The organism is Roseomonas rosulenta, from assembly GCF_016106005.1.
In the GTDB taxonomy this organism is placed as follows: Bacteria; Pseudomonadota; Alphaproteobacteria; order Acetobacterales; family Acetobacteraceae; genus Neoroseomonas; species Neoroseomonas rosulenta.
Genome location: NZ_JACADR010000036.1, coordinates 1 through 14,234, shown reverse-complemented (window position 1 = coordinate 14,234; position 14,234 = coordinate 1). Strand labels below are relative to the sequence as shown.

The window sequence follows — 14,234 nt, the reverse complement described above, 5'->3', positions numbered from 1 at the left end:
CCATGAACACGACCGAGGCACCGCACCGCGCGAAGGCTGATCAGCCGGCGGCGACACACGTCGCCGCCGCCGACCAGCCGCTCTATGCGTCGCGGGTGAAGGTCTATCCGAAGCGTGTCTTCGGGAAGGTGCGCTCGGTGAAGTGGGCGGTGCTGATCGCCTGCCTCACACTCTACTACATCGTGCCCTGGCTGCGCTGGGACCGCGGGGAGGGCGTGCCCGACCAGGCTGTGCTGGTCGATATCTTCAACGCGCGGCTGTTCTTCTTCTGGGTCGAGCTGTGGCCGCAGGAGATCTACTTCCTCGCGGGCGCGCTGATCCTGGGCGCCTTCGCGCTGTTCGCGGTCTCCTCGCTGTTCGGCCGGCTGTGGTGCGGCTTCACCTGCCCGCAGACGGTCTGGACCGACCTGTTCATGTTCGTCGAGCGATGGATCCAGGGCGACCGCAACGCGCGCATGAAGCTCGACCAGGGGCCGCGCGACGCGAACTACTGGACGCGCAAGGCGCTGACCCACGCGGTCTGGCTGCTGATCGCGGCGGCGACCGGCGGCGCCTGGGTGATGTACTTCAACGACGCACCCACCGTCACGCGTGCCATCCTGACCGGCCATGCCTCGGCGCAGGTCTATTTCTTCTTCGCCCTGTTCGCCGGCTTCACCTACCTGCTGGCCGGCTGGGCGCGCGAGCAGGTCTGCACCTACATGTGCCCCTGGCCACGCTTCCAGGCGGCGATGCTCGACGAGAACTCGCTGGTCGTGACCTATCGCGACTGGCGCGGCGAACCGCGCGGCAAGCTGAAGGCGGAAGGCGTCGGCGACTGCGTGGACTGCTTCGCCTGCATGCATGTCTGCCCCACGGGCATCGACATCCGCGACGGCCAGCAGCTCGAATGCATCGGCTGCGGGCTGTGCGTGGATGCCTGCGACAGCGTGATGGGCAAGCTCGGCCGGCCCAAGGGGCTGATCGCCTTCGAGACGCTGAAGAACCTCTCGGCCAGTGCGGCCGCCACCGCCGGTTTGGCGCCGGGCCTCGAACGCCAGAAGGCGGGCATGGCCGCGCGCCACCTGCCGCGCTTCATCCGCCCGCGGACCGTGATGTATGCCGGCGCGCTGACGGTGGTGTCGCTGGTGATGCTGGGCGCCTTCCTGCTGCGCTCCACGCTCGACGTCACCGTGATCCGCGACCGCGCGCCGCTGTTCGTGCGCCTGTCGGATGGCGGCATCCGCAACGCCTTCACCGTGAAGATCGTCAACAAGACGCGCGAGGAAGCGCCGCTCGCCCTCGTGCTGCAGGCCCCGGAGGGCTTCCGCATGGTGGTGCAGGATGTCGAGGCCGATGCGCAGGGCCGCCCGCTGCTGCCGCGCCGTGCGGACGGCATCGCGCAGTACCGCGTGCTGGTCACCGTGCCCGGTGGCCAGCGGGTCGCGGAATCCACCCCCGTCACCTTCCGCCTGCTCGACGCGAACGGGCGCGCGGTGGCGAGCAATTCCTCCACCTTCGCAGGACCCCGGCCATGAGCGCCTCGACCCACGACCCGCGGCGCAGCCGCTGGATCCCCTGGGCCTTCGTGGGCGGCATGGGCGTCGTGATCGCGGTGAACCTGGTGCTGGTCTACTACGCCGTCTCGACCTTCACCGGCGTCACGGTGCCGCGGTCGTATGAGCGCGGGCGCGGCTACGACCAGGTGCTGGCGGAAGCGGCGCGGCAGGACGCGCTGGGCTGGAAGGCCGAGGTCACGCTCGCCGGCGGCGCGCTCATCGTCGCCGCCACCGACCGCGAGGGCCGTGCCATCCCCGGCCGCATCGAGGGCGTGCTGCTGCGCCCGCTCGAGGGTGTCGAGCTGCCGCTCGACTTCGTGCCGCGCGGTACCGGGCGATGGTCCGCCGAGGCGCTTCCCGCGCAGCGCGGCCAGTGGGAGGCGCGCCTCACCCTGTTCGGCCCGGACGGGACGCCCTTCGACATCCGCCGCCGGGTGATGGTCCCGTGAGCCTGATCGGCCGCGCCCAGCCTGTCGCGCCCGCCGCGGTCTCCGCCGCCGCCTGCGCCCATTGCGGCGCGCGGCTCGCGCCGGGCCAGGCGCGCTTCTGCTGCGCCGGCTGCGAGGGCGCGCATGGGCTGGTCGCCGGCCTTGGCCTCGATGCCTTCTACCGCCGGCAGCTGACCGAGGCCGGGACGCTGCGACCAGAAGCGGCGGCGCCCGCGATCGACCTCGCCCCCTTTGCCACCACGGAGCGCGACGGGGTGCATCGGCTCGACCTGGTCATCGCGGGGCTGACCTGCGGCGCCTGCGTCTGGCTGGTGGAACAGGCGCTGGCGGCGGAACCCGACGTGCTCTCGGCGCGCGCCGCACTCGCCACGCGGCGGTTGTCGGTCACCTGGCGCGGCGAGGCTTCGCGCGCGAACGACCTTGTCGGGCTGCTCGCACGGCTCGGCTTCCGCGCGGCGCCCTGGTCGCCGGCCTGCCTGCGCGCCACCGAGGATGCCGAGGGCCGCGCGCTGACCCGCGCGCTCGGCATCGCCTTCTTCGGCTCGATGAACGTGATGCTCGTCTCGGTCGCCGTCTGGGTCGGCGGCGACATGGGCGAGGCGACGCGCCACGGGCTGCACTGGCTGGCGGCGCTGATCGGCCTGCCGGTGGTGCTGGTGGCGGGCATGCCCTTCTACCGCTCGGCCTGGGTGGCGCTGCGCGCGGGGCGGCCGTCGATGGACATGGCCGTGTCGCTCGGCGTGCTCGCCACGGCGGCGATGTCGCTGTCCGAAACCTGGTTCAATGGCCCTTATACCTATTTCGACGGCGCGACCGCGCTGATCGCGCTGCTGCTGGCCGGGCGCGTGCTCGACCGTGCCGCGCGGCGGCGTGCGCGGCAGTCGGTGGCGGAACTGCTCGCGCTGCAGGAAGGCGTCGTCACCCGGCTTCTGCCCGACGGTCGCAACGAAGCGGTGCCCGCCGAGGCCGTCGTCGCCGGCGACCGTGTCCTGGTCGCCGCCGGCGAGCGCCTGCGCCTCGATGGCGTGGCCGCGGAGGAGACCCTGCTCGACGCCGCCGCCACGACCGGCGAGAGCGTGCCGCGCGCCTTCGCACCCGGCGATGCGCTGCCCGCCGGTGCGGTGAACATGGGCGCTGCCTTCACCATGACGGTCAGCGCGGCAGCGAAGGACGGCTCGCTTGCCGCCATGGCGCGGCTGCTGGAACGCGCGGAGCAGGCCAAGGGCCGCTTCGTCGCCATCGCCGACCGCGCCGCGCGGGTCTATGTGCCGGCCGCGCATGCGGTGGCGGCGGCCACCTTCCTGCTGTGGTGGGGCGTACTGGGCGCGCCCTGGCAGGTGGGGCTGGTGAATGCCGTCTGCGTGCTGCTGATCACCTGCCCCTGCGCGCTGGCCCTCGCCGTGCCGGCGGTGCAGGTGGTCGCGGTGGGCGCGCTGTTCCGCCGCGGCGTGCTGGTCACCTCGTCCACGGCGCTCGAACGCCTGGCCAGCGTCGACCACGCCGTGCTCGACAAGACCGGCACGCTGACCGAGGGCCGGCCCGTGCTGCTCCCCGAAGGCCAGGACGATGCCATGCTGGCGCGCGCGGCGGGGATGGCGCACGCCTCGCGCCACCCTCTGGCGCAGGCGCTGGCGCGTGCCTGCCCGGAGGCGCCGCCGGCGGATGCCGTGCGCGAGATTCCCGGGCAGGGGCTCGAGGCCGGCGCTGCACGGCTCGGCTCGCCCGCCTTCGTCGGGCTGCCGGCCACGAGCGACGGCATGACGCTGGCCTTCCGCGAGGGCGAGGCCGCGCCGGTCCTGTTCCGCTTCGCCGACCGCATGCGGGAGGACGCGCCGGAGGCCGTGGCCGCGCTCGCCGCGCTGGGCCTGAAGGCCGAACTTCTCTCCGGCGATGGCGAGGGGGCGGTGGCCGCGCTGGCCTGGCAGGCCGGCATCGCGGAATGGCGCGCGGGGGCCGATCCAGTCGCGAAGCAGGCGCGCATCGCGGCGCTGGCCGCCGCCGGGCGCCGGCCGCTCATGGTGGGCGATGGCATCAACGACGCCGCCGCCCTCGCGGCCGCGCATGTCTCCGCGAGCCCCGCGGGGGCGACCGACCTTGCGCAATCCGCCGCCGACCTGGTGCTGAAGCGCGATGGCCTCGCGATGCTGCCGGTGGCCATCCGAATCGCGCGGCGCGCGCAGGCGATCGCGCGGCAGAACATCGGCTTCTCGGCGGGCTACAACCTGGTGGCCGTGCCGCTCGCGGTGGCGGGGATGGTCACGCCGCTGGTCGCGGCGCTGGTCATGGCCTCCTCCTCCATCATCGTCGTGATGAACGCGCTGCGGGCCGGGAAGGACTGAGCCATGGACATCCTGCTCTACCTGATCCCCGTCTCGCTGCTGCTGGGCCTGCTCGGCCTGGTGGCCTTCCTGTGGACCATGCGCTCGCGCCAGTACGAGGACCTCGACGGCGCCGCCGCCCGCATCCTGTTTGACGACCAGCCCCGCAAGGAGACCCCGAAATGACCGGAACCCGCGCCTTTTTCCTTGCCTTCTACGCCGTGCTCGCGCTGGTGGGGCTGTTCCTCGCCGCGGCGGCGAAGGATGCCGGCATCACCATCTTTGCCTGGGGCCTGGTGCTGTTCGGCGTGCTGAACGCCTACCGGACCATCGGCGCGTATTTCGACAAGGCCGGCAAGGCGCACTGAACCGCCGGCCTCGGCAGGCGTCACGGCACCGGCGAGATCACCCGCTTCAGGCAGCGCAGGGTGAACGCGGTACGGGTGTGCCGCACGCCGGGCAGGCGGTAGATCTTCTCGCGCAGCAGCGCCTCGTAGCCCGCGGTGCCGCCGACGGCGGCCTTCAGCACATAGTCGTATTCGCCGGTCACCAGCCAGCATTCCAGCACCTCGGGAATGGCGAGCACCGCCTGCTCGAAGCGGGTGAGCTGCGTCTCGTCGTGGCGTTCCATCATCACCTCCAGGAACACCGTGTCCGGCAGGCCGAGCGCGGCCTGGTCGAGCAGCGCGTGGTAGCCCTGGATGACGCCCGCCTGCTCGAGCCGCTTCACCCGCGTCCAGCAGGGGGAGGGGGAGAGCCCCACCTCCTCGGCCAGTTCCGCATTGGTCAGCCGCGCCCGGCGGGCCAGCGCGCGGAGGATCTTTCGGTCGATGGCGTCCATCCCGGCAGGATGTTCCGCCTGTTCGGCGCCGCACAACAGGAATCGAAAAGATCGGCTGCGCGCCCGGGCGCATCATCCCGCCATTGGCAGACCGCTCCGGGACCCCCAACATGACCGCCATGGGCAGCATCATCCGACCCGACGCGACACTCGAGGACCGCTGGGACGCCACCGGCGAACCGGTGCTGCTCACCGGCACCCAGGCGCTGGTCCGCCTGCCGCTGCTGCGGCGCGAGATGGACGCCGCGCTGGGCTGGAAGACCGGCGGCTTCATCTCCGGCTATCGCGGATCCCCGCTGGGCGGCTTCGACCGCGAACTGGCGAAGCAGGCGGCGCGGCTGAAGACGCACGACATCGTCTTCCAGCCCGGGCTGAACGAGGACCTGGCCGCCACCGCCATCTGGGGCACGCAGCAGGTGGGCCTCACGCCCGGTGCGACGGTCGAGGGCGTGTTTGCCATCTGGTACGGCAAGGGGCCTGGCGTGGATCGTTCAGGCGACGTGCTGCGCCATGCCAACAGCGCAGGGACCATGCCGCGCGGCGGCGTGCTGGCGCTGGCCGGCGACGATCCGTCGTCGAAGTCCTCCACCATCACCTCCGGCTGCGAATACGCCTTTATGGACGCCGAGATCCCCGTCCTCGACCCGGCGGATGTCGGCGAGGTGCTGGAGTTCGGCCTCAAGGGCATCGCGCTGTCGCGCTTCGCCGGCACGTGGGCCGGCATGAAGTGCGTGGCGGACACGATGGACGCGTCGATGACCGTGCTGCTCGACCCGGCGCGCTACGCCACGCGCGATCCGGTCGGGCTGGAGCCCTCGCCGGATGGCCTCCACATCCGCCTGCGCGATACGCCGATCGCGCAGGAGGCGCGGCTGCGCCACTACAAGCTGCCGCATGCGGTGGCCTTCGCCCGCGCCAACGGCTTCGACCGCATCGTGCTGGACGCGCCCGATTCACGCTTCGGCATCGCCGTGCGCGGCAAGGCCTATGCGGTGTTCCGCCAGGCGCTGGAGGAGGCCGGCATCAGCGAGGCCATGGCCCGCGACGCAGGCCTGCGCATCTGGAAGGTGGGCCTGGCCTGGCCGATGGACGCCGAGGCCGCCCGCGCCTTCGCGCATGGCCTCGAGGAGATCCTGGTCATCGAGGATCGCCGCCCGATGCTGGAATGGCAGCTGCGCGACGCGCTGTTCCATGCGCCCACCCGCCCGCGCGTGGTGGGCAAGCGCGACGAGAAGGGCCGGGCGCTGCTGTCGGACCTGACCGAGCTCGACACCGGCGCCATGCTGCGCGCGCTCGCCGCCCGCCTGCCCGAGGCCCTGCGCACCGACCGGCTACGCGCGCGTATCGCGGAGCTGGATGCGCTGGCCGCCGCGCAGGCCGCGCCGCTGCACGCGCGCGACCCGTATTTCTGCCCCGGCTGCCCGCACAACACCTCCACGCGCATCCCCGAGGGGTCTCGCGCGCTGGCCGGCATCGGCTGCCACTACCTCGCCAAGAACATGGACCGGAACTCCGACCTGTTCACCCAGATGGGCGGCGAGGGCATGCCCTGGATCGGCCAGTGCCACTTCACCACCGAGAAGCACGTCTTCGCCAATATCGGCGACGGCACCTGGGGCCATTCGGGCAGCCTGACCGTGCGCTTCGCCGTGGCGGCGAAGGCCAACATGACCTTCAAGATCCTGGTCAATGGCGCGGTCGCCATGACCGGCGGCCAGATGCCCGAGGGCGAGATCAACGTTCCCCACATCGCCGCCGCGCTGCGCGCGGAGGGCGTGCAGCGCATCGAGATCGTCGCCGACGACGAGGACCGCCACCGCGCCAACCCGCTGATCCCGCCGGGCGTGGGCTTCCATCATCGTTCGCAACTGGACGCCGTGCAGCGCGAACTGCGCGACGTGCCGGGTGTCAGCGCCATCATCTACGACCAGGAATGCGCGACGGAACGTCGCCGCAAGCGCAAGCGCGACCTCGCTCCCAAGGCCGAGCGGCGCGTGATGATCAATCCGCGGGTCTGCGAGGATTGCGGCGACTGCTCGCGCGCCTCGAACTGCCTGGCGGTGGAGCCGGTCGAGACGGAATTCGGCCGCAAGCGCCGCATCGACCAGTCCGCCTGCAACCAGGACCTTTCCTGCGTGCAGGGCTTCTGCCCCTCCTTCGTCACGCTGGTCGGCGCCCGGCCGGCCGAGCACGTCGTGGCCTCCGCCGGTGCCGAACCGCCGGAACCCACGCGTCCGGTCATCGGCGCGGAACCCTGGAACCTTCTGATGGCCGGCGTGGGCGGGCAGGGGGTGTCCTCGCTCGCCGCCATCCTGGCGCAGGCCGCGCATCTCGAGGGGCGGCCCGTGCGCAGCCTCGATTTCCTCGGCCTCGCGCAGAAGGGTGGCGGTGTCTATGCGCAGCTGCGCATCGGCGCGGTGGGGGCGGCGCCGGATGCCATCGCCGGCGCGCGCATCGGTGCCGGGTCCGCCGATCTGCTGATCGCCGCCGACATGGTGGTGGCGCATGGCACCACGGCGCGCCCGCTGCTCGGCCCCGCGCGGACGGTCGCGGTGGTGAATGCCGACCTCGCCCCCACGGCGCAGTTCGTGAAGGACACCGGCACGCGCTACCGCGCCGCCGAGATGCTGGCCTCGATCCGCAGCGCGTGTCGCGACACCGTGGCGCTGGGCGGCACCACGCGCGTCACGGCGGAGCTCGGCGATGCGGTGATGCTCAACGTCTTCCTGCTCGGCATCGCCTACCAGCGCGGCCTGGTGCCGCTCTCGGCCGAGGCGATTTCCCGCGCGCTGGAACTGAACGGCGCGCAGGTGGCGCTGAACAAGGAGGCCTTCGCGCGCGGGCGCGCCGCGCCGCTTGAAGACCTGCACCCGCCGGCGGATGCGGCCGAGACCCTCGATGTGCTGGTGGCGCGCCGCGTGGCGGACCTCACCGCCTACCAATCCGCGCGCTATGCCCGCGACTACGCGGATTTCGTCGCCCGCGTGCGCGGCGCCGAAGCCGCGGCCATCCCCGGCGAGGAACGCCTCGGGCGCGCCGTCGCGACGCAGCTGCACCGCCTGATGGCGTACAAGGACGAATACGAGGTCGCGCGCCTGCATGCCGACCCGGCCTGGCAGGCGACGCTCGCGCAGTCCTTTACCGGCACGCAGCGCATTGAGCTGAACCTGGCCCCGCCGATCCTGGCCAAGATCGACCCGGTTACAGGCGTGCCCGCCAAGCACGCCTTCGGCCCCTGGATGTTGAGCGCCATGTCTCTGCTGCGACACGGCAAGGCGCTGCGCGGCACCGTGCTCGACCCCTTCGGCCGCACCGAGGAACGTCGCATGGAACGCGCCCTGCCGGGCGAGTTCCGCGCCGGGATCGAGGGCTTCCTCGCGACGCTGCCGCCGACCCACGCGCAGGCCTGCGACTGGGCCGAGGCCTGGGCCGGCGTGAAGGGCTTCGGGCATGTGAAGGCGCGCAACCTCGCGGCCGTGCGCACGCGCCTCGCGGCCCTCGCGCCGGGCTGACGCGCGCCGCGTCAGCCCTGCATGGTCTGCGAGACCCCGGCCGGCGCGGCGGTCCGCCCGCCATCGATCACGTACTGCGCGCCGGTGACGTTGCCGGCCAGGTCCGAGCACAGGAACAGCACGACATTCGCCACCTCCTCCACCGTGCCGTAGCGGCGTAGGGGAATGCCGGCGGTATAGGCCGCCTCGACGCTCTCGGGCCGGTTGGGCGAGATCTGGCGCTCGATGTCGCGGATCATGCGCGTGTCGATCGGCCCGGGGCAGACGGCGTTCACGCGAATGCCGAGCGGCCCGACCTCGCCCGCCACGGATTTCGTCAGCCCTAGCACGGCATGCTTCGACGCGACATAGGCCGGCATCCGCGCCGTCCCCAGCAGCCCCGCCGTCGAGGCCGTATTCACGACCGCCCCCGCCCCCTGGCGGATCATCACCGGCAGCACGTGCTTGAGGCCGAGGAAGACGCCCTTCACGTTCACCGCCATCACAGCGTCGAAATCCGCTTCCTCGTAGTCCACCACCGAGGCGACGCGGCCCTCGATGCCGGCATTGTTGTGGAAGCAGTCGATGCGCCCGAAGGCGTCCAGCGCGCGCGCGACGTAGCGCGCCACATCGGCGGCGCGCGTGACGTCGGCCGCGCAGGGCAGCGCCTGGGCGCCGATCTCGGCCGCGACCGCCGCAGCCGCGGCTTCGTCGCGATCCACCACGAGCACCCGTGCGCCGCGCGTGGCGAAGGCGAGGCACACGGCGCGGCCGATCCCGTTGCCGCCACCGGTGACCACCGCTGCCTTGCCGCTGAAATCCATGCCCGCTTCCTCCCCGTGTCGCCGTGCCGCCCGGCCCGCGCCCTGCGACCGCCGGTCGCTCGCTCCCGCGCCTGCCGGGCGGCGCGGCCGATTGCAGATTGCGGCGGATGCGGCGGCGGCACCAGCGCGCCGCCGAGCCCAGGCGCCTCCGGTGCGGCCTTCGCCTGCGCACCGGGGTCGGGTGTGCGCCGCCACGCGGTCTCGGGCGCATTCGCCAGCACGGGCGCCATCCGTCGGGCGGCCTCGGCCTGGGGCGGCGCAGCCTTCGCGGGGCGCGGACTGGCCCCGGTCCGAGATCCGCGCGCGCCCCCGGCCGCGCGATCGTCATGGGCAGCGGGGGAAGGATTCGTCCGCGCCCCGCGCTATGCTGCCCGAAACGGGGGAAACCGATGACCGCCACCTTCGACCTGCCCGAGGCCACGCGCGAGCTGCAATCCGTCGCGCGCGACTTCGCCCGCGACGTGATCGCGCCCAGTGCCCTTCGCTGGGACGAGCAGCGCCACTTCCCCGTCGAGGAGATGCGCCAGGCCGCCGCACTCGGCATGGCCGCGCTCTATGTGCGCGAGGAGAGCGGCGGCGCCGGCCTCACCCGCCTCGATGCCGCGGTGGTGTTCGAAGCGCTCGCCACCGGCTGCCCGACTGTCTCGGCCTACCTGTCCATCCACAACATGGTGGCGTGGATGATCGACCGCTTCGGTTCCGACGCGCAGCGCGCCGAGCACCTGCCCTCGCTGGTGACGATGGAGCGCATCGCTTCCTACGCGCTGACCGAACCGGGGTCGGGCAGCGACGCGGCCGCGCTGCGCACGCGCGCCGCGCGCGACAACGAGGGCTACGTGCTGAACGGCACCAAGCAGTTCATCTCGGGCGCGGGCGTGTCGGACCTCTACCTGACGATGGTGCGCACGGGCGGGGAGGGTCCCTCGGGCATCTCCGCCCTGCTGATACCCAAGGACACGCCCGGCCTGTCCTTCGGCGCGAACGAACGCAAGATGGGCTGGAACGCCCAGCCGACGCGCCAGGTGATCCTGGAGGATGCGCGCGTGCCGGCCTTGGCGCTGCTGGGCGCCGAAGGGCAGGGCTTCCGCTTCGCCATGGCGGGGCTCGATGGCGGGCGGCTCAACATCGCCGCCTGCTCGCTGGGCGGGGCGGAGGCCGCGCTCGCCATCGCGCTCGACTACGTGCAGGGCCGGCGTGCCTTCGGGAAGGCGATCGGGGATTTCCAGAACACCCAGTTCCGCCTGGCCGACATGCGGATCGAGCTCGAAGCGGCGCGCGCGTTGCTGTGGCGCGCCTGCGCGAAGCTCGATGCCGGCGCGCCGGACGCCACGGCATTTTGCGCCATGGCCAAGCGCTTCGTCACCGACACCTGCTCGCGCGTGGCCGACGAGGCGCTGCAGCTGCTCGGCGGCTATGGCTACCTGGCGGACTACGGCATCGAGAAGATCGTGCGCGACCTGCGCGTGCATCGCATCCTGGAAGGCACCAACGAGATCATGCGCCTGATCGTGGCGCGCGGGATGCTCGGCGCGCGCTGAGCGTGCCCCGATGCCAGCGCGCGCCCGGCATGCCGCGCTGAGTCTCACGCCCAGAGCAGCGCATTGCTGTCGAAGCCCTCGGGCGCGAAGCCGGGCATCCAGAATGCCATGTCCACCTCCCCATCGCCGTCGAGGTCGATGCGCAACTGGTTGGTCGCCACGTCGAAGCGGCCTTCCATCTGGCCCTCCCCGGAAAAGGAGGCGGCGCCGCGCCAGTGAAACGGCCCGCTGGCGCCGATGCCCACGAAGCCGATCACGTCGCCCTCCAGCGGGTTGAAGTTCACGATTGTGTCGGGCGCCGCGGCCGTGGATTGCGACACGGCCGTGTAGAGGAAAAGGTCGGCCCCCGTGCCGCCCACCAGCCGGTCCGCCCCCGCGCCGCCGAACAGCGTGTCGCCGCCGCCGCCCCCGGTCAGCGTGTCGTTGCCGCCGCCGCCTTCGAGGAAGGCTTGCCCGCCGCCGGGCGCGACCGTCACCAGGTCCGCCCCGGCGCCGCCGCGCACGCGCTCGACATTGGCGATCAGCACGCTGAAGCCGGCATCGCCCAGCGTGATCATGTCGTAGCCCTCGCCCAGCGAGGCGACCACCCTCGTGCCAGGCCCGTCGAGGACCACCTGGTCGTTGCCGCGGCTGCCGACCACGCCCTCTACGCCCAGCAGGCGCACGCTGTTCGCCCCGGGTCCGAGCACGACGCGATCGACCCCGGCGCCGAGGTCGATTACCGCCCCCGCCGCGGCGCGCGTCAGCACCACCAGGTCGTCGCCGCCATTGCCCTCGATGCGCTCGGCATCGGCGACGATGACGTGGTTGTTGCCCGGCCCCAGCCGCAGCAGGTCGGCCCCCCCGCCCATCCGCAGGATCACGCCCTCGGCCTCGCCCGCCAGGTCGATCGTGTCGTTGCCGTCGCTGCCGACCAGCAGCTCGACCCCCGCCGCCGCGACGGAATTGCCCGCGCGCGTGAGTATCAGCGTGTCGTATCCGCCGCCGAGATCGACCAGCCCCGAGGGCATGGCGCTGCCGAGCACGATGGCGTCGTCGCCGCTGCCGCCGAGGATGGTCTCGGCCATGGCGATGGTGAGGATTTTGCCCCCATCGGCCAGGACCACGCTGTCGCTGCCCGCGCCCATATGGAGGAAGCCGCCGCGCAGCGGATCGAGCAGCGTGGCGTGGTCGTTCCCGCCGCCAGCCTCCAGCACCTCCACGCCAAGCAACCGCACCACGTCGTCGGTGTCGTCCAGGACCAGCCGGTCGCGCCCCGCGCCCAGCGAGACCAGCGCATCGGCCGCGCGTCCGAGGACCCTGACCTGGTCGTGCCCGGCGCCGCCGTTCAGCGACTCCACGCCGGAGACCACGAGGCTGCTGCCCCCGCCCAAGGCGAGATCCAGGCGATCGAGCCCCGTGCCCAGATCCACCAGCATGTCGCGCACCGCGCGGCCGAGCTGGATAACGTCCGCCCCCGCGCCACCGAGCAGCGTCTCGACGCCCCCGATGGCGAGCGTATTGCCGCCATCGGCCAGGCGCAGCGCGTCCTGCCCGCCCATCAGGTCGATCGTGCCGGTCATCGGGGCGGTCAGCGTCAGGTCCTCGTCGCCGCCGCCGCCCCCGACCGTCTCGATGCCGATCAGCCGGGCGGTGACCGGCCCGCCGCGGATCACCAGGCGGTCGGCGCCGCCGCCGAGGTCGATCACCCCGTCCGTGACCGCGCCCGAGAGCGTGACGATGTCCGCCCCGGTCCCGCCGGTCAGCGTCTCGATCCCCACCGCGCGGAGCGTATTGCCGCCATCGACGAGCACCAGCCGGTCGCGCCCGCCGCCTAAGTCGACCAGGCCGCCGATGATGCGCGAGGTCGTGGTGACGAACTCGTCCTCCGCGCCGCCGACCAGCGTCTCGATGCCCTGCATGCGCAGCGTGCCGCCCGCGAGCAGCGTGACGCGGTCCGCACCCACGCCACCGGTGATCGTCTCGACCCCGCGCAGGCTGAGCGTGTTGTCGCCATCGGCCAGCGCGACGCTGTCCTCCCCGGCGCCGAGGTCGATCAACGCGCCCGGGGCGAGCGCATCCAGCATCAGCAGCCGGTCGGCGCCACTGCCCCCGATCACGGTCTCGACGCCGGACAGCCGCAGGGCGTTGCCGTCATTGGCGAGGGTCAGCCGGTCGGCGCCGCCGCCCAGCGCGACCAGCCTGTCCTGCAGCGCGGTGCCAAGCGTGATGAGATCCGCGCCCGCCCCGCCGAGCAGGTTCTCGACGCCGGTCACGGCGAGGGTGCCGCCACCATCGCCCAGCAGCAGCCAGTCCTCGCCGGGGCCGAGGTCGTAGGCGCCCGAATAGGGGCCCTCGATCGTGATGCTGTCGTCGCCGGCGCCGGCGGCGAGAGTCTCGACGCCGCGCAGGGTCAGCTGGTTCGGCCCCGCGGCGAGCGTGAGGCGGTCATTGCCGCCCGCGAGGTCCACCCGCGCGCCGGAGACGGCGCCCGTGAAGGTGACGACATCCTCGCCCAGGCCGCCATCGACGGTCTCGATGTCGGGGGCGAGGAGCAGCGTGCTGCCGCCCCCACCGTTCACCGTGACGCGGTCGGCGCCGGCACCGAGCGAGAGATAGCCGGAGTGGCGCGAGGCGACGATGACCTGGTCGGCGCCCGTGCCGCCGATCACCGTCTCCACATTCGTGACACGCACGACATTGCGCCCATCGGCCAGGATCAGCGTGTCGCTGCCGCCACGCAGCAGGACATGCATACCATCGACCGGCGCGGCGAGCGTGACGATGTCGGTGCCGCTGCCACCGTTCAGCGTCTCGACGCCGGTGACGAGGACTGTGTTCGTCCCGTTGGCCAGGCTGAGCTGGTCGGCGCCGTCGCGCAGGTCGACCATGGCGCCGGACAGGGCGCCGGTGACCGTGATGTCATCCGCGAAGAGACCACCGACGAGGGTCGAGAAGGCCGGCAGCGCCAGCGTGTTGGGCGCCGAGGCATTGAGCGTGACGACGGACAGGGCTGTGGCTCCGGGTCAGAGCCGGCGCGGGGATGCGCCGGGCTCCGGCCAGGATGCCCGTCTGTCTTTAAAAGGAGACGAATTTCCGAGACTGATCTCTGCCGATGAGACGAAATCCCGGAAATGGCGTCAGGTCTTGATGGGACCTCGACTGCCACGGCCGCCGCCCGGCGGATCGCCGGGATCGGTGTCGCTCGGACCCGAGGGCGGCCGTGCGCCGCCGCCTTGCCCGCCGCCCGGCGGGT

At 72.5% G+C, this 14,234-nt stretch carries 10 protein-coding genes; 7 read left to right on the top strand and 3 right to left on the bottom strand.

What is annotated here, in order from left to right; translation table 11 throughout:
* Positions 1–2 precede the first annotated feature (2 nt).
* Genes ccoG through HW578_RS07270 form a run of 5 tightly spaced genes read left to right on the top strand, consistent with a single transcriptional unit; the run spans position 3 to position 4,673 of the window.
* Positions 3–1,517: a cytochrome c oxidase accessory protein CcoG gene (gene ccoG / locus HW578_RS07290; RefSeq protein WP_198369886.1), complete on the top strand. Its 1,515-nt coding sequence runs from the start codon at positions 3–5 to the stop codon at positions 1,515–1,517.
* Entirely contained in the window at positions 1,514–1,987 is a 474-nt protein-coding gene (locus HW578_RS07285; protein ID WP_198369885.1) for a FixH family protein, read from the top strand. Before ccoG ends, HW578_RS07285 begins: the two co-directional genes overlap by 4 nt.
* Positions 1,984–4,326 (top strand): heavy metal translocating P-type ATPase, encoded by a 2,343-nt coding sequence (locus HW578_RS07280; protein ID WP_369407841.1) that lies wholly within the window; start codon positions 1,984–1,986, stop codon positions 4,324–4,326. Before HW578_RS07285 ends, HW578_RS07280 begins: the two co-directional genes overlap by 4 nt.
* Before the next feature lie 3 nt (positions 4,327–4,329).
* Entirely contained in the window at positions 4,330–4,491 is a 162-nt protein-coding gene (gene ccoS / locus HW578_RS07275; RefSeq protein WP_198369883.1) for a cbb3-type cytochrome oxidase assembly protein CcoS, read from the top strand.
* Positions 4,488–4,673, top strand: coding sequence for a hypothetical protein (locus HW578_RS07270; RefSeq protein WP_198369882.1), 186 nt, complete (start codon positions 4,488–4,490; stop codon positions 4,671–4,673). The genes ccoS and HW578_RS07270 overlap by 4 nt, the downstream gene beginning before the upstream one ends.
* Before the next feature lie 20 nt (positions 4,674–4,693).
* Here HW578_RS07270 and HW578_RS07265 read toward each other — a convergent pair whose 3' ends face one another.
* The gene (locus tag HW578_RS07265; RefSeq protein ID WP_198369881.1) at positions 4,694–5,146 is read right to left on the bottom strand and encodes an Lrp/AsnC family transcriptional regulator; all 453 of its coding nucleotides are present in this window, start codon (positions 5,144–5,146) and stop codon (positions 4,694–4,696) included.
* Between the two features lie 110 nt (positions 5,147–5,256).
* Here HW578_RS07265 and HW578_RS07260 point away from each other — a divergent pair, with 110 nt between their 5' ends.
* Positions 5,257–8,658, top strand: a complete 3,402-nt coding sequence (locus tag HW578_RS07260) for an indolepyruvate ferredoxin oxidoreductase family protein (RefSeq protein ID WP_232478752.1) — start codon at positions 5,257–5,259, stop codon at positions 8,656–8,658.
* An 11-nt stretch (positions 8,659–8,669) separates the two neighbouring features.
* Here HW578_RS07260 and HW578_RS07255 read toward each other — a convergent pair whose 3' ends face one another.
* Positions 8,670–9,461, bottom strand: a complete 792-nt coding sequence (locus HW578_RS07255) for an SDR family NAD(P)-dependent oxidoreductase (RefSeq protein ID WP_198369880.1) — start codon at positions 9,459–9,461, stop codon at positions 8,670–8,672.
* 389 nt (positions 9,462–9,850) lie between these two features.
* Between HW578_RS07255 and HW578_RS07250 the strand changes: the two genes are divergently transcribed.
* Positions 9,851–10,999, top strand: a complete 1,149-nt coding sequence (locus HW578_RS07250; RefSeq protein WP_198369879.1) for an acyl-CoA dehydrogenase family protein — start codon at positions 9,851–9,853, stop codon at positions 10,997–10,999.
* 44 nt (positions 11,000–11,043) lie between these two features.
* On the opposite strand, the gene HW578_RS07245 is transcribed toward HW578_RS07250, so the two are convergent.
* Positions 11,044–13,869, bottom strand: coding sequence for a beta strand repeat-containing protein (locus HW578_RS07245; protein WP_198369878.1), 2,826 nt, complete (start codon positions 13,867–13,869; stop codon positions 11,044–11,046).
* Between the last annotated feature and the right edge of the window lie 365 nt (positions 13,870–14,234).